This window comes from Rhizobium sp. MHM7A, assembly GCF_005862215.1.
GTDB lineage: Bacteria > Pseudomonadota > Alphaproteobacteria > Rhizobiales > Rhizobiaceae > Rhizobium > Rhizobium bangladeshense.
Genome location: NZ_VCHT01000024.1, coordinates 1 through 18,788, shown reverse-complemented (window position 1 = coordinate 18,788; position 18,788 = coordinate 1). Strand labels below are relative to the sequence as shown.

Sequence of the window (18,788 nt, the reverse complement as noted above, 5' to 3'; positions counted from 1 at the left end):
AGAACGGATCAAGCTTCAGGTGAACACCGCCTTTCCAATCACCGGCGTGGAGGGGACGGCCATGTCGCGTGGCTCCAGCACGCCAGCGTCAAAGGCCTGCTTGCCGGCGGCGATTGCCGCGGCAAAGGCGGCTGCCATCGCCGCGGGATCTCCGGCGCCGGCAACGGCGGTGTCGAGCAGAACCGCATCGAAACCGAGCTCCATGACCGCAGTTGCGTGCGACGGCCGGCCGATGCCGGCGTCGACGATCAGCGACACGTCGAGAGCGGGATCGAGATGCTCGGAATGAAGGAATGGGAAACAAAGGGCGTGAAGGTCGACCTAACTGATCTAATAAGGCGTCGCCGGTTCAGATCCTTTCAAGAGCAGGCATGGCGCATCGACTGATCACCTCAACCAGTACCCAAAGAGAACTAAGGTCGGTGGACTGCAATCACCACCGCGGTTACGCCTCTTCATCGCTTTGCCGGGATATGGCCCAGGACAGTCTCGATGATTTGAACGGCGTCGCCATCGCCATCTCCGCGCCAAGCGATGACCTGGTCTGGCCGAATGAGCACAAGCGGCTCGCGATAAATTGCCCGGAGTTGATCCTCTTTTATATCGACGACGGTAAGATCCATTCCGGCCATTCTAGCGGCTGTAACGAACTCGGTTCCTGGCGAGGAGGAGGGGCGAAGCCGCAGGAGGGTCCATTCAAACCCAAATCGGTCGAACAATGACGTTTGAGAATTCAACCAAATATGGGGCGCTCTGCCCCCCGGCGCGGCATTTGGAACGTAGACTTCCGGCAGGTCCGGAGCTCGTCCTTCCCCTTCGGCGAGGATTATCGGCGAATGGTCGTAGCGAGCGCCGAACGTCACGCCGGGTATGTTGAACTCGGACCGCCCATGGGCCTCCAGATAGGCGCCGGCTTCCCGTCGCAAATCCGATCCGAGATCCGAGTCCGCCTCGATGTCGGGTTTCGGGACGTAGTTTCCGATGGATTCGGCGAACGCCCGAGCGAAGCCGGTGTTTCGCACGGCCACCGGGCGTCGCTCCAGTTCATAGGTATCGAGAAGGAATGACGGTGCATTTCCTTTCACAACAGAAGCGAGTTTCCAACCTAGATTGACCGCGTCATCCACCGCCGTATTGTACCCCAAGCCACCGGCTGGCGTAAAAAGATGAACCGCGTCGCCTTGCGGCTTCGCGGACGTGAATGCTATGCGCCGGGTCTTCGCCAAAACCATCGGCGTAAGTCCGAATGACTACAGGAGCCGTTTCCAGACATCGTCGAAGCCATCGCAAACCATGCCTATTGGCGATGCTAAAGGGCACCCGCGGAGGGCTCTCGCGATGGAGATAGCGTTAGCTACCTCCCATCCGGGCGCGGTCAGCGGGCGAGGAGCGCGAGCGGTTTGAGTTTGCGTCTGTGGCATTGAATTTCTCTGCTACGAAATTGGCGATGGCCGCGGCTTCTATAAGCTGGAGGGTGTTCGGCGGCGGGACGATTCTATCGCCGAAGTCTAAGCCGACGCACTTCACGTCCGAGTGCATCGGGTCACAATCAAGCAGCTACGGCAAGAAGACGAGCACAGCGACTGAATCGGTCATCCGCCCGCGGTAAGGATAACCAAGAGACCTGAAAAATACCTCACCTGGGGTCGCCGTTAGGCTCTGACTCATTTTTGATGCAGTCGTAATGATGCTGTGTTGCTGGTTTCCACAAAGGAATCAGCATGATGAGCACGAAGCTCTGCGCTTCTGATTTGGTCCCGGCTGGCTTCAGTGCTGAACGCATTACGCGCGTCGGCGATGAGACCTGCATCCTGCTTTCCCGAACCGACGCAACGGCGGCTTGTCCAGCCTGCGGACGAATGTCTCGAACGGTCCGAAGTCGCTATTGTCGCCAGGTCGCGGACCTTCCCCTATCAGGAAGGCGCGTCAGACTTCTCGTGCGGACTCGGAGGTTCGCTTGTGATGCCGTGCTTTGTGGGAAACAGATATTCGCCGAGCGGTTTGGCGATGTATTGCCGCCTTATGCCAGACGAACCGGACGCCTCGAGCATGTTGTCCATCACTTGGCCCTCGCGCTTGGTGGACGCCCGGCGGCCCGTTTTGCCCAACGTCTAATGCTTCCCGTTAGCAACGACACCTTGCTACGCGTCATCCGCAGGCAAGGCCTTCCGCCATCAGCCCCACCCTCGGTGATTGGCATCGATGATTGGGCCTGGCGTCGCAATCATCGCTACGGCACGATCGTGTGTGATCTGGAACGGCGGCGGCCGGTCAGTCTGCTGCCGGAGGCTTGGCTGCGGCAGAACCCCCAAATCCAAATCGTTGCCCGCGACCGTGGCGGCGCTTACGGGCTGGCAGCTGCAAGGGCGTTGCCTGATGCCGTGCAGGTCGCTGATCGATGGCATTTGATGGAGAATGCCAGTCGTGCATTCCTGGACGCAGTCCGCAAATCGATGCGGCAAATCCGCAAGACGCTCGGCGCAACGCGCGTCGATCCGAAGCTGCTGACTGCGGCAGAACGCCTTCAATACGAAGGTTATCTCCGACGGGAACAGACCAACGCAGCCATCATGGCGCTGTCGAAGGACAGCATGACGATCAAGGAAATCGTGCGCCTCACCGGTCATAGCCGCGGCTTGGTCCGCCAGGTGCTCAGAGGACAACGAAACGATGTCTTTCGGTCCCGAGAAAGTTCGTTGGAAATGTATCTGGAATGGCTCGACGCACAATGGGCTGCCGGCAGACGGAACGGCACTGAACTATGGCGGCGGTTGAGAACGCAGGGCTTTCGCGGTTCGCGCCGAGTGTCGGAAGCGGGCCGACAAGGCGGACGCGGATACGTTGACCCGCACCTTCTCCGCCAGGACGATTGCTCGCCTCCTAACAACCAACAGAGACAACTTGACGAAATCCGAAACCGTCACCATCGCCGCGATCGAAAGCGGCGTCCCGCTGCTCATTGCGGCTCGCGATATCATTACCGACTTCCATGTGATGGTTCGGCGCAAAATGGAAAGCCAGCTCATGCCGTGGATCGACCGCGCCCGAGACAGTCTGGTCGCCTCCTTTGGCAACGGAGTAGTGAAAGACATTAAGGCGGTTCGAGCGGCGATCGCCTCACCATGGTCCAATGGGCAGACCGAAGGGCAGATCACCAAGCTCAAGCTGGTAAAACGCCAAATGTACGGACGCGGAAAGCTCGATCTTCTTCAAGCCCGGCTGATCGGTGCGACATGAAAGGGATGCATCAAATCTGCGTCAGAGCCGCCGTTTCATGCCGTTTGGCCTCGGTCCACGCCCTGCCGCTGCGCATTACGCCGACGTTCCAGTGATCGATTGGGCTCGATCGCAGCATGGCCTGATCGCGAATATAGCTGCATGCCTGCGCGCGCTGCTGAACGATGAGGATATCGCCGAGATGCCATCCGGTCTGTTCCGCAAGAAAACCGTCGCCCTCTGATTTTCCATCCGGCAGATGAACATCCACAAGCGGCGCCATATGTGATCGCCAGGACTGGAACTGTTCTTTCGGTGGCAGGTTATGCGTCGAAAATCGCAAGGGCACCAGCGCCGCCGCTCCAGGTGCGCCGGTCATTCCTGTCCCGCAGCGGGGTCATCTCCAGACTCCGTAACCATCCAATTCCTCCAGTGCATAAGCCGATCCGGGCTGCTGAAACTGAAGCAAACAATCGTTTTCGCGGCTGAACCGCGCAGCCATCGTACAAAAGCCGAATTGGCTAAAGCTTTACGTGCATAAGCTACTTATCATAATCCCTGGTGAGCAGAAATGGACGGACCGATAATTTTGAGGATGCGGCGATAACGACAATTGCGTCCTGTTCATATATCTAAATGAGTAGTGGTTAATTCCGAAGGAAGTTCGGAAATTCCAAAATACGCAGCTGCCGGTGCAATGTAGTTTCGGGGCGCCGGCAACATAAAACGATATTTATTCAAAACAAAACATGCACAAATAGGAGGATAGGTCGTGAACTATCGGAGAATTGTTCTTGCGCGCTTTGCGCAAGCGTTGGCTTGCAACAGGAATCATTCTACGTGCACCCGCTCAGGCGCCGGGAAGAATTCCACCGCCTATTGTGCAGATACATGCGAGACGCTCCTGATGCCGGACATCGGCAAATAATGGCGCGCGAGGGGTTGCGCGCAGCCGAGGCAATCTGTGTCGATGCGTAATGGCTTGAGGCTTGCATGCAACCCCTACCATATCCACCCATTGTCGAAATTGTTGACGCTGCCTTTCATATGGCAGAGCGGAGGCTAAGATGACCACGGCATGTGATGAGAAACATATCGAATTGAAGCCGATTTCGAACTGCAGACGAGAAGTCGAAGTCGCGATGGTGGAAATGCTCGTCAGTTTGCAGAAACGTGGATGGTCGGCTGCGGAATTGGCACTGGCGCTCGCAGATGCCTCCGAAGATCTCGTCATGCTGATTGCGACCAAAAGGCTTCGACCGAATTAGGTCGTGGTGACGATTTAACGGTTTGGGATTCCGCCAGAGGCGCAAATCAGATTCAAGGCTGACTTTTGGATATCGGCCGTGGATTGTGATGCGCTTCGGGATGACCAGTGGGAACGGATCAAGGATTGTGTGCCGGGCGGCACGAAGGGCAAACGCGGCCCGCGCACGAACAACCGGCTGTTCCTGGACGCGCTGTTGTGGGTGGCCCGTTCCGGCGGTCGCTGGCGTGACCTGCCCGAACGGCTCGGCGGGCACTGTAAACTTAACGCTGCGAAGACAAGATCTGGGAGTGAGGCTTTGGTTCATTCGGCGTGGCGCGATTTGGCGCCATGCTTGGATGGCAGTTGCTCGCAATTCTCGATGGTGGTGGATGGAATATCGTGGCGGGGAACGTTAAAGAGGTTGGCGATCGGGTCGTGTACGGAAACGAAACGCTGAAGGTGTCGCGCTGACTTGAAGCGCTTCATGATCCTCTCCCGCCGTCGGACGGGTTGATGAGAGGGTACTGTCACATTGATTGAGCGGTAAGGAAATTGAGGTAGCAGCGCACCCATGACCGTGAGTGCACCGACAAGGCGGCCAAGCGCCTGCTGACGCGACTTCTGAAGAAACAGGGCATGCCGCCAAAGCGTATGATCACCGACAAATTGCGCTCCTACGGGGCGGCCAAACGCCAGATCATGCCGAACGTGGAACACCGCTCGCATAAAGGCTTGAACAACCGGGCGGAGAATTCTCACCTGCCGTTGAGAAAACGGGAGCGAACGCGACAGGGTTTCCGGTCGGTTGGCTCATTGCAACAGTTCGTGTCGATCTTCTCCGCCGTCCGAAACCTCTTCGTCCCATCCCAGACCAACCGCTCCGCAGCACAAATTCGAACCCATCGACGCCAGGCAATGGCCGCGTGGGAAGCCGTGAGTGCACGGCCTGCCTGAAAAGCGCAGGCTCGGCCTCACGTGGCCGCATTCAAACAACGTGACAACGCCGGGCGAAGAGCTTTTCACGCCATAGGGCCATGCCTGGCCTTTTTGAGGGAACGAGCGTCTGACGGCTCAGGAAATAGCCCGCGTCAGGGAATTGAAATTCGGCATGCGCAGCGTCGCCCTTCGCTTTGGCGAGGAGTCCCTTCCGGCGCGCAAAGCGAAGGTCCGCGCAACGGCTGGATTTGCAAGCTATGGAGAGAAATCATGTTGGAAAATCCGCATGTAGCGCGGATATTTGAACATGAATTACCTATGAAAACAAAGCGTGTTGCAATGTCTGCACATAGAGCGGATAATTGGACATGATTCACGATAAACGGGCCGCGCTTTCCGCCTATACATCAAACTTGCTCTCCCAGGGGCGGGTGGTTTTTGATGGCCGAGAGGCGATCGAAGCGCTGGGCATCAATCGTGGCGCGTTCCTGGACTCAGCCGAGCGTTTGCAGCGTCGAAAACTACTCCTCAACCCGCGCCACGACTTCTATATCGTGGTCCCTCCACAATTCATGTCATTGGGCGCTCCGCCACCAACCTGGTACATTGACGCGCTGATGCGCCATGAGGGGAATTCCTATTATGTCGGTCTGCTTAAGGCTGCCGAACTGCACGGTGCCACGCATCAGGCCGTGATGGAGTTTCAAGTCGTGGCGGCCAAACGACTCCCCAAGATCAGGGCCGGTCGCAACCGCGTCGTCTTCTACTACCGAAAGGATATGGAGACCGTCGCCGCGGGCGTTGTCGACAAGAAAACCGAGACAGGTTCGATGAGAGTGTCGTCACCAGCTCTCACAGCGCTCGACATTCTGCGGTATTCTCGTGGCGCCGGCGGTCTTGATAACATCTTCACTGTCCTCAGGGATATCGCGCCGCAGATTGATTTCGAAAGCCTGACCAACCTGTCGCGCGTCACCGAACGGCCGGTCGTGCAGCGCCTCGGCTACCTTCTCGACAGGCTGGGTCACGGCCCACGCCTGGCGTCGATGCGTACCGCCTTGGAAGACCGCGGCAACCTGCCCTGGACGGAGCTGGACCGCAAAGAAGCCGGCGATCCCGACTTTTCTACTGAAGTGCTCGAGCGCGACCCGCGTTGGCGGGTCATCGTCCGCCGCTATCCGGAGGCCGATGAATGATACCAGCTCAGAATATTGTCGCGTGGGGCAATGTCGCGCCTTGGGCCGATCAACGTCAGATCGAACAGGATCTGATTATCAGCCGGGCGGTGGTCGCGATATTCACCGACCCCTTCTTGCGCGAAGCCTTGAGGTTTCGCGGCGGCACAGCCCTCAACAAACTGCACTTCCCGGCTCCGCTGCGCTACTCGGAAGACATTGATCTCGTGCGCACAGAGGCCGGGCCGATCGGCCCGGTCCTGGACGCCTTGCGTGTCGTCCTCGAGCCGTGGCTTGGACACGGTCAGTACGAGTCAAGTCCGGTCGCACCCAAGTTGAAATTCCGGATTGAGGCCGAGGACGGCGGCGGCGTCCCCATCCGCCTCAAGGTCGAAACCAACATCAGCGAGATCGAAGCGTATGATCCGCCGATCGACTTGCCGTTCGGCGTGACCAATCCATGGTTCACCGGGAATGCGTCCGTCCCGACATTCTCCCGTGAGGAAATGTTGGCCACCAAGCTGCGCGCGCTGCTGCAGCGGGAGAAGGGTCGCGATCTCTATGACCTGGCGCATGGCCTGGAGACGTTTGAGGGCCTGAATGCGGAGAAAGTGGCTGACTTTTTTGGCCGCTACGTCGCACTTTCGGGCCAGGTGATCACGCGGGCACAGGCTGAGCAACGGATGTTCGCGAAGCTTGCCCGGCCGCGCTTTCTGACCGACATGCAGCCATTGCTTCCGACACAGCAGGCCGAAGCGCTGACCGACCAAACGACCCTCCAGTCATTTACCAGCGTTTTTGCGGCATTCATCGAACGCTTGCCCGGTGACACGTGGTTACGCACCGCTGAAATGCGCAAGCGCTTCGGCGTGGTGTAGAGATATGAATTGGAACGATGACGTCGAGGGTGGCCTGGGATGAGCGACGGAACGAGAGAAGAGGAGCCGCCGACGCACTATCTTCGCCAGGACAATGATGGGTCCGGGACGCAGGTGTGGCGTATCCAAGACTCTGAGGCAGTGAGGCTGGGTGTTTCCAATCCCGAGCAGGGCGCGGGGACCTATATTAAAAGGGGCAAACGGGCCTCGATTTGGGCGGCATTTCGAGAAGACACTCCTTGGTTTACTCCTGGCGGACCCGAGTCCGGGCCGTTTCATCGCCTCGATCTCCCGCCAGCTCACTACTATCGTCGCATCGCCAGGCCGCTAAATGGCAGCTTCGCCCATCCTAAAAACCCCGACGCCGGCGAAGAGCGCGACACGATTGCCGTAGGTGCTGGTCAAGCGCGCGCTCTGACGCATCATCTCGATCGCATCTGCCAAACCGTCCATCCCCATACCGAAACGCTGGGTGTTTACGGTCACGAAATCCGCAACCTGCTGATCCTTGCAGCGACCGAGGTCGAAGCGCATTGGCGGGGGGTCCTGGTCGCGAACGGTAGGTCGGGCCAGAAACTCAACACGAACGACTATGTGCGGTTGCTACCGGTCATGCGCCTCGATCAGTATGCGGTCGGCTTTCGTCCCTATCCGTGGCTAACGCCTATTCGCCCCTTCGCCGGGTGGAATTCTCAAGATCCCACCAAGACTCTCCCCTGGTACGACGCTTATAACCGGGTCAAACACGATAGAGAAACACAATTCAGTGACGCGCGGCTCGAACACACGTTCAACGCCGTCGCCGCATGTGTGATTATGCTTGCAGCTCAATATACCCCGTCGATCGGCTTGGGTGGTCACTCGGATCTGAGCTCTTTTTTCCAGTTTGCCGAGACGCCGGAATGGACACCAGAACAAAGCTACGCGAGCATCTCACACGACCAAGATGGCCGCTGGGTGCCGGTTGATCACCCAGCGCTCGTACGCAAGTAATGAGACTGTATATCGGCAGCGGGGGAGGGGGCGGCGCGGGCAATCATGGACGACATCGATCAGGGTGGACGAGTCATCCTTGCGCATGTGAGTGTAGCTGCTGCTGAATGACGTCTGTGTGGACGTCGATGCGATAATATTTGAGCGTAGGCAAACGTACATCTTGCGCCAAACGCTTTCTCATTTATGAGGCATGATACATCTAGATGTATGAGGGTCTTATGGCAACCGGATACATGCTGTTGACAGGCGCAAGCCGCGGGATTGGCCACGCAACTGTAAAGCTCTTTCAGGAGAAAGGCTGGCGCATCCTCACAGTGTCGCGACAGCCATTTTCAGAGGAATGCGCCTGGCCGACAGCAAAGGAGAGTCACATACAGGCTGATCTTGCAGATCTCTCTCAGGTCGGCCCGCTAGTCGCAGCGGTTAGGGAGCGTCTTCCTGATGGGAAGCTTCACGCACTGGTCAACAATGCCGGCATTTCGCCCAAAGGCCCGGGCGGATCAAGGCTGGGTGTTCGCGGAACCGATGCTGAAACCTGGACGAAAGTGCTGAACGTCAATCTGATCTCGACGGCGCTGCTCGCGCGGGCACTCCTGCCGGAGCTTGAGGCGGCCAAGGGTCTCATTGTCAATGTGACCTCGATCGCGGGCTCGCGCGTTCATCCTTTTGCGGGCGTTGCGTATGCGGCGTCAAAAGCAGGCCTCGCTTCCTTGACCCGCGAACTCGCCCATGAGTTCGGCCCGCGTGGTGTGCGTGCAAACGCGATCGCTCCAGGCGAAATCGAAACCTCAATCCTGTCGCCGGGCACCAACGCATTGGTCGAGCAAGAAGTCCCGATGGCTCGGCTTGGAACGCCCCGCGAAGTGGCAGAAACAATATACTTTTTATGCAGTGACGCCTCCTCGTACATCAATGGCGCCGAAATCCACATCAACGGCGGACAGCATGTCTGATCTGCCGAGGGGAGGGGCGGTCGTGGAATGCGATCGGCGGGCACCGTAAACTTAACGCTGTGCGCAGATAGCCGTATTGGCGCGGAGCCGCCAAGCGAGCGGGAATTGGGTGGAGGCCGGATCACGGTCGATAACGTACGCCCTCGGCCGTCATACCCTCGACAGACGAAACATCCGTCACTCGATCCCCACTAGCGACCAGAAGCTCTCGCCTTCTTGGGAGCCGAGATACCGCTTTCCCGCTCAAGCTTTTTGCGAGCGAGTTTACGGACGCGCCTGATACCCTCGGCCTTCTCACGAGCACGTTTTTCGGACGGCTTTTCAAAACGCTCCCGAAGTCGCGCCTCCCGGAAAACGCCTTCGCGCTGCAACTTCTTTTTCAAAAAACGGAGCGCTTGCTCAACGTTGTTGTCACGTACCAGAACTTGCATTCTAATCTCCTAGGATCACTGACGCGCCTCATTAGATCCATGCGCATTGATGATCAAGGCTTGGAAGACCGTTTGCCTAGATTCTCTGTCTCTACTGTTTGATGGGCACGACCGCGAATGGGGCCAGGGGTAAGCTCTGCCAGCGGTTGATGGGTCAGAAGTTCATATCCTTTGAAGACCGATGAGCTTTCGGTGTCCATATTGTTCAAACTCCGATTTTTTGATGGTGCCATTTCCGTGGCGATCTGCTGATTTACAATCCATTGCCAATGGCTTCCTGAGGACCTATTGAAGATTGCGGATTCTCGCCTGCGCTGTCGCGACGATCCATTGCTTTGTTCTCAGTTCCGGATTTTCATGCCGCGTGACGTCGGTCACGACCGCGACGCTATCCGCCCCGTGAGCAAGGACGTCTTCGATCCGTTCGACATTCAACCCGCCGATGGCGACCAGAGGCAGGTCGCCGATGCGCGATTTCCATTCGCTCAGCCGCGTCAGTCCTTGCGGTGCCCATTTCATCTGCTTGAGAATCGTCGTGTAGACCGGGCCGAGTGCGATATAATCAGGCTTTGCTGCCAGTGCGGTTTCCAACTCACGTTCGTCGTGCGTTGAGAGGCCGAGTTTCAGGCCGCTCGCTCGGATCGCGTCGAGGTCCGCTGTCGCGAGGTCCTCCTGGCCGAGGTGTACGAAGCCGCAACCTTCCTCGATCGCAAGCCGCCAGTAGTCATTGACGATCAACTGACATTGATGTTTAGCGCAGACTGCTACTGCGCGACGGATCTCGGCGCATAGTTCAGTCTCCGGACGATCCTTGATGCGCAACTGCACCAGCTTGACGCCGAGGGGTACCAGCCGGGCAATCCACTCGGCGCTGTCGACGATCAGGTAGAACGTATCAAGCTTCATGTGAACACCGCCTTTCCGATCACCGGCGTGGAGGGGACGGCCATGTCGCGTGGCTCCAGCACGCCAGCGTCAAAGGCCTGCTTGCCGGCGGCGATTGCCGCGGCAAAGGCGGCTGCCATCGCGGCGGGATCTCCGGCGCCGGAAACGGCGGTGTTGAGCAGAACCGCATCGAAACCGAGCTCCATGACCGCAGTTGCGTGCGACGGCCGACCGATGCCGGCATCGACGATCAGCGACACGTCAGGGAAATGGGCCCGCATTGCTCTGAGCGCTGCCGGATTGAGCGGCCCGGCGGCACTGCCGATCGGTGCGCACCAAGGCATCAGCACCTTGCAGCCGGCCTCCAGCAGTCGTTCGGCCACAACCAGATCGTCGGTCGTGTACGGGAAGACTTCGAAACCTTCGCTGACGAGAATGCGAGCCGCCTCGACGAGACCGAAGACATCCGGCTGTAGCGTATCATGGTTGCCGATGACCTCGAGCTTGATCCAGTCGGTGGCGAACAGCTCGCGTGCCATCCTTGCGGTCAGCACCGCTTCCGCGACGCTGTGGCAACCTGCAGTGTTGGGTAGGATACGAACGCCGAGCGCGCGGACCATTTCGAAGAAGGTGCCCCCACTGCGGCCGCCAGACATCTCACGACGAAGTGAGACGGTGACGATTTCCGTCGCCGATTGCCTGACGGCCTCGGAGAGGACGGCAGGAGAGGGGTATCGGGCTGTGCCGAGCAACAGACGGGAGCTTATTTCGGCTCCATAAAGCGTCAGCATCCGTCAGCCTCCCTGCATCGGCGATAGGATTTCGATCCTGTCATTGTCGTTGAGCGAACGATCGAACCGGTCTTCGCGATGGACCAGCTCACCGTTGACGGCTGTGGCCAGCCAGTCACCCTCGTATTCCATCAGGACTAAAAGCTCCGACAGCGTCTCAGCCGCGACATCCAGAGCCTCGCCGTTAACGATCAATTTCATGGGGCGTTCCTTCCCGTGGTGTGTTGGTTGAAGACAAGTTCAGCGGCCTCGGCGGCCATGGCTGGCGCGAGCAGAAAGCCGTGGCGGAAGAGGCCGTTGAGCGAGATCACCTTTCCCTGACGGCTTGCGCGTGGAAGATTGTCTGGAAAGGCTGGGCGGATTCCGACACCCGTTTCGATTATGGTTGCATCGGCAAAGGCCGGAAATAGCGTGTATGCAGCGTTGAGGAGTTCCATCAGTGAACGGGCGACAATAGGCCCGTCGAATTCCGTCTCGATCATCGTCGCGCCGACCATGAACAGACCGTCTCCACGCGGGACGATGTAGACGGGGAAACGCGGATGGAGCAGGCGGACCGGCCGGGAGAGATCCACGTCGAAGCTTCTAAGGTAAAGCATTTCGCCGCGGACGCCGCGCAATTCCTTTACCTCGCCGATCTGCGCAGCACCCGTGCAATCGACGACACTGTCGAAGCTCTCCTCATGCGAGCTCTCGCCCACGAAGGTGACCCCCTGAACCGTCAGCTTGGTGCGCAGCAGACACAACACTCGCCGGGGATCGAGGTGGGCTTCGCGGCGAAAGAACAGCCCGTGCCGGAACCGCCCGGCAAGGGAGGGTTCCAGCGCCGCGATCGCCGGCTCTTCCAGCCATTCATAACCCGTCGTGCGGCAGGCAAAGCGTCGCAGTTCACCAAGATCGCGAGCAGAGGCGACCACGAGCGTTCCGTTTCGTCGCACCTCTCCCGGCACCATTGCCTCCCATTTGTCGGCGGCGGTCAGACCGCGCATGAGTACCGCGTCATCAGCACTCTCCCGCTCGCACCAGGGCGCCAACATTCCGCCCGCGAGCCACGAAGCAGCACGCAGGAAACCGTCATATGGATCCAGCACGGTGACCTCGGCATCTCGAGCGTGCAGTTCATGCGCCACCGTCAGGCCGGCAACGCCGGCCCCTTTGACAAGCACACGCATCTCATTCGCTCGTTTGCTGCAGGGTTTCTACCGGAATATAAAGGCCGCCGCCCTCGCGATAACGTGCTGCCATCGCATCCAGACCTTCCTTCTGTGCTTCGGCGCGGATATCGTGCGAGATGCGCATGGAGCAGAATTTCGGGCCGCACATGGAGCAGAAATGCGCGACCTTGTGCGCCTCCTTCGGCAGCGTCTCGTCGTGGAAGCTGCGGGCGGTTTCGGGGTCCAGCGAGAGGTTGAACTGATCCTCCCAGCGGAATTCGAAACGGGCGCGGGAGAGCGCGTCATCGCGCAGTTGTGCGGCCGGATGCCCCTTGGCGAGATCGGCGGCGTGGGCGGCGATCTTGTAGGTGATGACGCCGGTCTTGACGTCGTTGCGATCGGGAAGCCCGAGATGTTCCTTCGGCGTGACGTAGCAGAGCATAGCGGTGCCGAACCAGCCGATCATCGCAGCGCCGATGCCAGAGGTGATGTGGTCGTAGCCGGGTGCGATATCCGTCGTCAGCGGCCCGAGCGTGTAGAAGGGTGCCTCGCCGCAGACTTCGAGCTGCTTGTCCATGTTCTCCTTGATCTTGTGCATCGGCACATGGCCGGGGCCCTCGATCATCACCTGGCAGTCTTTCGCCCATGCGATCTTGGTCAGCTCTCCCAGTGTTTCCAGTTCGGCGAACTGCGCCACATCATTCGCGTCAGCGATCGAGCCGGGGCGCAGGCCATCGCCGAGCGAGAAGGAGACGTCATAGGCACGGCAGATGTCGCAGATATCCTCGAAATGCTCGTAGAGGAAGCTTTCGCGGTGATGATGGAGACACCACTTCGCCATGATCGAACCGCCGCGCGAGACAATGCCGGTCACGCGGTTGGCGGTGAGCGGGATGTAGTGAAGCCGCACGCCGGCATGGATGGTGAAATAGTCGACGCCCTGTTCGGCCTGTTCGATCAACGTGTCGCGATACACCTCCCAGGTCAGGTTCTCGGCAATGCCCTCGACCTTCTCCAGCGCCTGATAGAGCGGCACGGTACCGATCGGCACCGGCGAATTGCGGATGATCCATTCGCGGATGTTGTGGATGTTGCGGCCGGTGGAGAGATCCATGACGGTATCGGCGCCCCAGCGGGCCGCCCAGACCATCTTCTCAACCTCCTCCGCCATCGATGAGGTGACGGCGGAGTTGCCGATATTGGCGTTGATCTTCACCAGAAAATTGCGGCCGATGATCATCGGTTCGGCTTCCGGATGGTTGATGTTGGCGGGGATGATCGCCCGACCCGCCGCCACTTCCTGCCGGACGAATTCCGCCGTCACATGGTCGGGAATATGGGCGCCGAAGCTCTCGCCGCTGCGGACCATGGCTTCGGCCCTCGCTTTGCGGCCGAGATTTTCGCGGATGGCGATGAACTCCATTTCCGGCGTGATGATACCGGCGCGCGCATAGGCGAACTGGGTGACGGCCTTGCCGTCCTTTGCGCGCAGCGGCTGGCGTAGCGCGGGGAATTCAGGCGTCAGCCTTTCGCCGCTGGCAAAGCCGTTGTCTTCGGGACGGACATGGCGGCCCTTATAGGCCTCGACGTCGCCGCGGGCGAGAACCCAGTCACGTCGCAGTGACGGCAGCCCCTGTTCGATACGGATCTCGGCGCCCTCGATCGTATAGGGTCCGGACGAGTCGTAGACGACAACGGGCGGCTCGCCCGATGTCGGATGCAGGCTGATTTCGCGCATCGGCACGCAAATGTCGGGATGGATGTCCCCCCGAATGTAGATCTTCCTGGATGCCGGCAAGGGGCCGGTGGTGACGGTTGGGGCGGCGGCGATACTCATGGTTTGAGGCTCCAAGTTTTCGATTGGAGACCCAGTCCTCAGCCGGAATGATGGAAAGACGCCGGCACGGATTCCACGCGTGAATTCGAAACCTCTCGAGCGCTTGCACCGTCCCTACGCCAGTATGAACTGGATCAGGTTCAACGGGTCACTGCGCGCGATAGCAGTATCTCAGCCCCTTGCCGGGACCCCCCTGGTGAATGCCAAAAAGGGTAGAGGCTTGCCGAGGGGACTGTCAAGCGACAATCTGCGACGGCTTGGGGTCAGGTTACACTCAGGCTATCGTACTTGGTCGCCGCGATCAAACGAATCGACAAGTCAGTCGCCCGACCGGCACGCTTCCGCAAGGCAGGCGCTTTTGTCGCATGCAGTGGCTGTCGATTTTTATCCCGCGCAGTTCAGCAAGTATGCTGAGTACCGAAGCGCTATTGAGAAAGCAGGCGCGGAACTGGAAAGTCTAGTATTTTGTCCGTGTAGCTTTCGACCAAGGCGCTAAACGGCGTGCCGTCTCGAAGTTTCAGTACGGCACGATGTTCGAGCAGGAACGGCGGCAGGCTGAGGGAACTTGTTTCATGCGCTGTTAAGCCCTCCATGTCCCAGCCTTCGGATAGAGGGGACCAGAGCAACTTGGCAGACAGGTTTGTGCGAGTGAAATTAAGAGCCTGAACGGCTCTGCCAAACGCGATATCACTGGTCTTCAAAGCCTGATTCATCTCTGCAGTTAATTTTGCGGGTACATACCAATTGTCGGCTTCCGACAAGACGCGGTCGCCGCAGACCAGGCGGACGCGGCGATAAGCGATCAGCTCACCGGGTCCGACGGTCAGAAGTTCACGGATGTGCTCATCGGCCGGCTTGTCTTGCCCGCCCACACGCTGAGCTACAATCTTAGAACCTTCCGGTGCGAGCTTGTGCGCGGCGCACCAGCGATCAAGGGTCAACGTAGCACTGGCGTTACTCAGGAGATTGGCATTCAAGGTCTGAAGGACCGCAAGCGCTTCCACTCGAGATGTCGGCGAGTTCAGCCACTGAGACCCTATAGACGGTTCTTGCGCAATTGCGATCTGGGTGCCCAGGACGATGGCAGTCGCTGCAAGTGCGGCGATGCGAATGCGTTTCGAAGAACAAAATGACACGGAGAACGAATCCTTTCTGCAGTAAATTTGATGGGCGAACCCTGCGCGTCAAATTTCCTTGATTTTGGCAGGCGAGCGCGCGTTGCCAGCGTATTTGATGCCAGCAGCAAGATTTGAACTGCGCCTTGCGGGTACCGTTTAACGGTCGGGTTCCCGATAGACTTTCTTACCATCTTCCGATGTTCCTGCCGTGCTGGTTCACACCTGTTGAAGCCTGTGTGCCCGAGCCGTCCTTTGCTTGCGTCCCATCAAGGTCGTCCATGATGTCCTCCATCCGCGCGCCGACCTGTTGTAGGAGTTTGCAAGCGTTGGCGACTGAGCCGATGCTTCCATCCTGGAATATGGAAACTCGATAGACGTGGATTTCATAGGAGGAACGTGGCGCCCGGTCCACATTCTCCCAATTCACTTAACGGTTTAGCGCCTTTGTCGTCCTCTCGCTCGTTGCGGGATGTTCATACAGCTGGATCGGATAAAATAGGTAGCAACCGAAAGCAAAATCCAGGAGCAATTGTTCGAAAAAGGTCTTCTTCGTCGACGCAGAGCCCTCCTGCCGGTCGAGTGACAATTGTAGACCAGGCAGCGACACGCCGTCGATGGTTGCCAACCGCAGATGCGAGTAGCCAAGGCGCTTGTCTGATTTCTTTTGGTGATCCATGTCGTCGTGCTCCTTGTGCAAGCCTCCCGACGATGACGTCGCCGGCAAGATTCCAGCCATTCATGGGAAAAATCTTCCTGTTGCACTGTCGTAACTCATCATAACAGGACACTTTATGAAAACGACAAGCAACGCAATAGATGTGTCGGATATATTTCAAAGTATATCGTTTCCAATTTGGCAGATCTTACTCTCTATTGCGAGAAACCCGTCAGTTGTGGAATATATTATTGTATATAATTCTATATATATCGCATTTCGTGTCTTTGGCGGACGCGTGAAATGGCAACTCTCTAACGGCTACGCAAACGCTCGCTGGTCGAAACGGCAATCGGGCGATAAAAGTCCATCATCGGGCGGCGTCTGCGGGCGAGGTCGCGGCCTGGTCAGCAGACCGAAGGCGTCATCGGCTGCGCCGTTCTCAATCGCATGCTTGACTGCGCACGCCCGAAATTCGTCCGCCGCAAGGCACCCTCGGCATGATCAGCCGTTTCAAAGATCCCCATCCGTTCAATTCCAGATCTGTGCACTAACGCCCGCGGTCGTCGCCGATCGCATTTGTAGAGTTTGCTGTCTCAATGCATCACTTCTTCTCGGAGCTTAACGCGCCCGCAGAGAGGAACGCGCGGAAGTCGACCGTCGATTCAAGGAGTCGGACGCTGACGCTGACAGGGTCCCCATGGCAGGGGTACGGCCGTCAGCATTCGGTTGAGAATTCGGGCCATGATCGTTTTTACCCTCGTGTATTTGCACAATCTATGGTCAGCGATTGGACATGGTCATGAAATAAAATTGCATCGACAAGTGCAGATGACATGTCGTCGCCAACGACCTCTCCGGAGAGGTCTGCGCCGGAGCCAGGAGGTCTGCGAGGGCGAGTGTAGCGTTGCCGCCTCGACCGGCCCAGTTCAGCGACTGCCCGGTCCATTGCGGCGGCGCCGCTCTTGTTAATCTCTCCTGCCATCGGGTTCGATATTCCTGAAAAAATCCGGGGACTGATAGGGTTCTCTCATTCACGACGACGATTCTTTCAAGAATGAGAGACTTCACAAACAACGATGAATGGACCTCAAAGTGAAATAGATAGAAGCTTATCAAAACTGCGTCACGTTGCCTCGCGATCACGCGAGAGCTGACGAAGAGATTGGACAATATGGCATGTGTCGGCTTTGCATCATTGTGGTGCCATCTGTGAAAGACGCTCGACATTGGCGCTGTTGAAGACTGCGCACTTAAGTCATCAAATCAGGCACCAAAAAATTTGGGGTTCGCGCGAGTCAACGTAGCGGCGAAGGAGAGGGCTAGTCGTCAGCATCGAGATGGTCTTGATATCTTATGGAGATGTTCGGCCTTTTTCTGGCGGCCCTGGTAATTGTTTTCGGCCAGCGTGCTGAAAACCCGGCGTGAGGAGGGTGCAGCCGGGCACCGCTTTGTGGAGGAAGTGAAAATGAAAAAGTTTACCCTGGGCACCGCGATGGTGCTCGCCCTGTCGACGGCCGCTCACGCGGAAACGGTCGGCGTCTCGATGGCGAAATTCGACGACAATTTCCTGACCGTTCTGCGCAACGGCATGACCGATTATGCAAAGACACTGAGCGGCGTGACGCTGCAGGTCGAAGACGCACAGAACGACGTTTCCAAGCAGCAGAGCCAGATCCAGAATTTCATCGCCTCCAAGGTCGATGCGATCATCGTCAACCCTGTCGATACCGATGCGACCACGGCAATGTCGAAGCTCGCAGCCGATGCCGGCATTCCGCTTGTCTATGTCAACCGCGAGCCGGTCAACGTCGACACGCTGCCGGACAATCAGGCCTTCGTCGCTTCCAACGAACAGGAATCCGGCACGCTGGAAACCAAGGAAATTTGCCGCATTCTCGGCGGCAAGGGCAAGGCCGTCGTCATCATGGGCGAGCTTTCCAACCAGGCTGCGCGCATGCGGACCCAGGACGTCCATGACGTCATCAAGACCGATGAGTGCAAAGGCATCGAGATCGTCGAAGAGCAAACGGCGAACTGGGACCGCACCCAGGGCGCCGACCTGATGACCAACTGGCTCTCCAGCGGCATCGAATTCGACGCCGTGATCTCCAACAACGACGAAATGGCGATCGGCGCCATCCAGGCGCTGAAGGCGGCCGGCAAGGATATGAGCAAGGTCGTCGTCGGCGGTGTCGACGCCACGCAGGACGCGCTTGCCGCCATGCAGGCGGGCGATCTCGACGTCACGGTGTTCCAGGATGCCGCCGGCCAGGGCAAGGGCTCGCTCGATGCAGCGCTCAAGCTCGCCAAGGGCGAAAAGATCGAGAAGAAGGTCTACATTCCCTTCCAGCTCGTCACGCCTGCCAACGTCAAGGACTTCGTCACCAAGAACTGAGGCGAACGCCACACAGGATGCGGGCTTTGCCCGCATCCTCAGACTGCTGACAAACCCGTCGATTTTTTCGGCGGGTTTTGCTTTTTTGGCGATTGGATTCTTTGCCGGTCGTGTTG

The 18,788-nt window shown here is 58.4% G+C and carries 16 protein-coding genes, 7 pseudogenes and 1 riboswitch; of the genes and pseudogenes, 11 read left to right on the top strand and 12 right to left on the bottom strand.

Annotated features, from left to right (window positions below):
* Positions 1-15: 15 nt before the first annotated feature.
* Together FFR93_RS37435 and FFR93_RS37430 are read right to left on the bottom strand one after the other, a co-directional pair.
* Positions 16-261 (bottom strand): annotated as a pseudogene (locus FFR93_RS37435) (hypothetical protein); the annotation flags it as partial.
* A gap of 194 nt (positions 262-455) precedes the next feature.
* A complete protein-coding gene (locus FFR93_RS37430; protein ID WP_246661405.1) occupies positions 456-1,232 on the bottom strand; it encodes an FAD-dependent monooxygenase in 777 nt (258 codons plus the stop codon).
* Between FFR93_RS37430 and FFR93_RS41755 the strand changes: the two are divergent.
* A pseudogene (locus tag FFR93_RS41755) lies at positions 1,174-1,404 on the top strand (GlxA family transcriptional regulator); the annotation flags it as partial. The gene FFR93_RS37430 and the pseudogene FFR93_RS41755 overlap by 59 nt on opposite strands.
* A gap of 320 nt (positions 1,405-1,724) precedes the next feature.
* Positions 1,725-3,237, top strand: a pseudogene (locus FFR93_RS37420) (ISL3 family transposase).
* A gap of 37 nt (positions 3,238-3,274) precedes the next feature.
* Here the strand turns inward: FFR93_RS37420 and FFR93_RS37415 are convergent.
* Positions 3,275-3,582 (bottom strand): annotated as a pseudogene (locus FFR93_RS37415) (AraC family transcriptional regulator); the annotation flags it as partial.
* 701 nt (positions 3,583-4,283) lie between these two features.
* On the opposite strand from FFR93_RS37415, the gene FFR93_RS37410 reads away from it, so the two are divergent.
* The gene (locus tag FFR93_RS37410; RefSeq protein ID WP_026237248.1) at positions 4,284-4,484 is read left to right on the top strand and encodes a hypothetical protein; all 201 of its coding nucleotides are present in this window, start codon (positions 4,284-4,286) and stop codon (positions 4,482-4,484) included.
* Positions 4,485-4,562: 78 nt separating this feature from the next.
* Positions 4,563-4,733, top strand: a pseudogene (locus FFR93_RS37405) (transposase); the annotation flags it as partial.
* Positions 4,734-4,786: 53 nt separating this feature from the next.
* On the opposite strand, the gene FFR93_RS37400 reads toward FFR93_RS37405, so the two are convergent.
* Positions 4,787-4,951, bottom strand: coding sequence for a hypothetical protein (locus FFR93_RS37400; RefSeq protein WP_245002818.1), 165 nt, complete (start codon positions 4,949-4,951; stop codon positions 4,787-4,789).
* 105 nt (positions 4,952-5,056) lie between these two features.
* Between FFR93_RS37400 and FFR93_RS37395 the strand changes: the two are divergent.
* The 5 genes and pseudogenes from FFR93_RS37395 to FFR93_RS37375 all read left to right on the top strand — a co-directional run.
* Positions 5,057-5,419: pseudogene (locus FFR93_RS37395) on the top strand (DDE-type integrase/transposase/recombinase); the annotation flags it as partial.
* Between the two features lie 350 nt (positions 5,420-5,769).
* Complete coding sequence (locus FFR93_RS37390) at positions 5,770-6,597, top strand: type IV toxin-antitoxin system AbiEi family antitoxin (RefSeq protein ID WP_028734784.1); 828 nt, start codon at positions 5,770-5,772, stop codon at positions 6,595-6,597.
* Complete coding sequence (locus FFR93_RS37385) at positions 6,594-7,454, top strand: nucleotidyl transferase AbiEii/AbiGii toxin family protein (RefSeq protein WP_131588217.1); 861 nt, start codon at positions 6,594-6,596, stop codon at positions 7,452-7,454. The genes FFR93_RS37390 and FFR93_RS37385 overlap by 4 nt, the downstream gene beginning before the upstream one ends.
* 39 nt (positions 7,455-7,493) lie before the next feature.
* Positions 7,494-8,447 (top strand): hypothetical protein, encoded by a 954-nt coding sequence (locus FFR93_RS37380; RefSeq protein WP_138396870.1) that lies wholly within the window; start codon positions 7,494-7,496, stop codon positions 8,445-8,447.
* 221 nt (positions 8,448-8,668) lie between these two features.
* On the top strand, positions 8,669-9,403 hold the full coding sequence (locus tag FFR93_RS37375) for an SDR family oxidoreductase (protein WP_018486496.1): 735 nt from the start codon (positions 8,669-8,671) through the stop codon (positions 9,401-9,403).
* A gap of 191 nt (positions 9,404-9,594) precedes the next feature.
* Here FFR93_RS37375 and rpsU read toward each other — a convergent pair whose 3' ends face one another.
* The 8 genes from rpsU to FFR93_RS37335 all read right to left on the bottom strand — a co-directional run bounded on the left by rpsU (position 9,595) and on the right by FFR93_RS37335 (position 16,295).
* Positions 9,595-9,834 (bottom strand): 30S ribosomal protein S21, encoded by a 240-nt coding sequence (gene rpsU / locus FFR93_RS37370; protein ID WP_003554884.1) that lies wholly within the window; start codon positions 9,832-9,834, stop codon positions 9,595-9,597.
* Positions 9,835-10,119: 285 nt separating this feature from the next.
* Positions 10,120-10,740, bottom strand: a complete 621-nt coding sequence (locus tag FFR93_RS37365; protein ID WP_138396869.1) for a thiamine phosphate synthase — start codon at positions 10,738-10,740, stop codon at positions 10,120-10,122.
* Complete coding sequence (locus FFR93_RS37360) at positions 10,737-11,510, bottom strand: thiazole synthase (RefSeq protein ID WP_131588215.1); 774 nt, start codon at positions 11,508-11,510, stop codon at positions 10,737-10,739. Before FFR93_RS37360 ends, FFR93_RS37365 begins: the two co-directional genes overlap by 4 nt.
* A gap of 3 nt (positions 11,511-11,513) precedes the next feature.
* Positions 11,514-11,711: a sulfur carrier protein ThiS gene (gene thiS, locus FFR93_RS37355; RefSeq protein WP_131591212.1), complete on the bottom strand. Its 198-nt coding sequence runs from the start codon at positions 11,709-11,711 to the stop codon at positions 11,514-11,516.
* A complete protein-coding gene (gene thiO, locus FFR93_RS37350) occupies positions 11,708-12,682 on the bottom strand; it encodes a glycine oxidase ThiO (protein ID WP_138396868.1) in 975 nt (324 codons plus the stop codon). Before thiO ends, thiS begins: the two co-directional genes overlap by 4 nt.
* Position 12,683: 1 nt before the next feature.
* Positions 12,684-14,501 (bottom strand): phosphomethylpyrimidine synthase ThiC, encoded by a 1,818-nt coding sequence (gene thiC, locus FFR93_RS37345; RefSeq protein ID WP_138396867.1) that lies wholly within the window; start codon positions 14,499-14,501, stop codon positions 12,684-12,686.
* Positions 14,502-14,594: 93 nt separating this feature from the next.
* A riboswitch (TPP riboswitch) is annotated at positions 14,595-14,706 on the bottom strand.
* 220 nt (positions 14,707-14,926) lie between these two features.
* Positions 14,927-15,637 carry a hypothetical protein gene (locus FFR93_RS37340; protein WP_138396866.1) on the bottom strand — a complete coding sequence of 237 codons (711 nt, stop codon included), beginning with the start codon at positions 15,635-15,637 and terminating at the stop codon, positions 14,927-14,929.
* Between the two features lie 409 nt (positions 15,638-16,046).
* Entirely contained in the window at positions 16,047-16,295 is a 249-nt protein-coding gene (locus tag FFR93_RS37335; RefSeq protein ID WP_246661404.1) for a hypothetical protein, read from the bottom strand.
* Positions 16,296-16,566: 271 nt separating this feature from the next.
* Here FFR93_RS37335 and FFR93_RS37330 point away from each other — a divergent pair.
* Both FFR93_RS37330 and FFR93_RS37325 read left to right on the top strand, forming a co-directional pair.
* A pseudogene (locus tag FFR93_RS37330) lies at positions 16,567-16,778 on the top strand (IS5/IS1182 family transposase); the annotation flags it as partial.
* 964 nt (positions 16,779-17,742) lie between these two features.
* Positions 17,743-18,672 (top strand): sugar ABC transporter substrate-binding protein, encoded by a 930-nt coding sequence (locus FFR93_RS37325; RefSeq protein WP_138396864.1) that lies wholly within the window; start codon positions 17,743-17,745, stop codon positions 18,670-18,672.
* Positions 18,673-18,788 lie beyond the last annotated feature (116 nt).

Bases quoted from the DNA above. Each gene is read 5' to 3' on its own strand.
- FFR93_RS37430 (WP_246661405.1), bottom strand. From the start codon at position 1,232: ATGGTTTTGGCGAAGACCCGGCGCATAGCATTCACGTCCGCGAAGCCG.
- FFR93_RS37410 (WP_026237248.1), top strand. From the start codon at position 4,284: ATGACCACGGCATGTGATGAGAAACATATCGAATTGAAGCCGATTTCG.
- FFR93_RS37400 (WP_245002818.1), bottom strand. From the start codon at position 4,951: ATGAAGCGCTTCAAGTCAGCGCGACACCTTCAGCGTTTCGTTTCCGTA.
- FFR93_RS37390 (WP_028734784.1), top strand. From the start codon at position 5,770: ATGATTCACGATAAACGGGCCGCGCTTTCCGCCTATACATCAAACTTG.
- FFR93_RS37385 (WP_131588217.1), top strand. From the start codon at position 6,594: ATGATACCAGCTCAGAATATTGTCGCGTGGGGCAATGTCGCGCCTTGG.
- FFR93_RS37380 (WP_138396870.1), top strand. From the start codon at position 7,494: ATGAGCGACGGAACGAGAGAAGAGGAGCCGCCGACGCACTATCTTCGC.
- FFR93_RS37375 (WP_018486496.1), top strand. From the start codon at position 8,669: ATGGCAACCGGATACATGCTGTTGACAGGCGCAAGCCGCGGGATTGGC.
- rpsU (WP_003554884.1), bottom strand. From the start codon at position 9,834: ATGCAAGTTCTGGTACGTGACAACAACGTTGAGCAAGCGCTCCGTTTT.
- FFR93_RS37365 (WP_138396869.1), bottom strand. From the start codon at position 10,740: ATGAAGCTTGATACGTTCTACCTGATCGTCGACAGCGCCGAGTGGATT.
- FFR93_RS37360 (WP_131588215.1), bottom strand. From the start codon at position 11,510: ATGCTGACGCTTTATGGAGCCGAAATAAGCTCCCGTCTGTTGCTCGGC.
- thiS (WP_131591212.1), bottom strand. From the start codon at position 11,711: ATGAAATTGATCGTTAACGGCGAGGCTCTGGATGTCGCGGCTGAGACG.
- thiO (WP_138396868.1), bottom strand. From the start codon at position 12,682: ATGCGTGTGCTTGTCAAAGGGGCCGGCGTTGCCGGCCTGACGGTGGCG.
- thiC (WP_138396867.1), bottom strand. From the start codon at position 14,501: ATGAGTATCGCCGCCGCCCCAACCGTCACCACCGGCCCCTTGCCGGCA.
- FFR93_RS37335 (WP_246661404.1), bottom strand. From the start codon at position 16,295: ATGGATCACCAAAAGAAATCAGACAAGCGCCTTGGCTACTCGCATCTG.
- FFR93_RS37325 (WP_138396864.1), top strand. From the start codon at position 17,743: ATGAAAAAGTTTACCCTGGGCACCGCGATGGTGCTCGCCCTGTCGACG.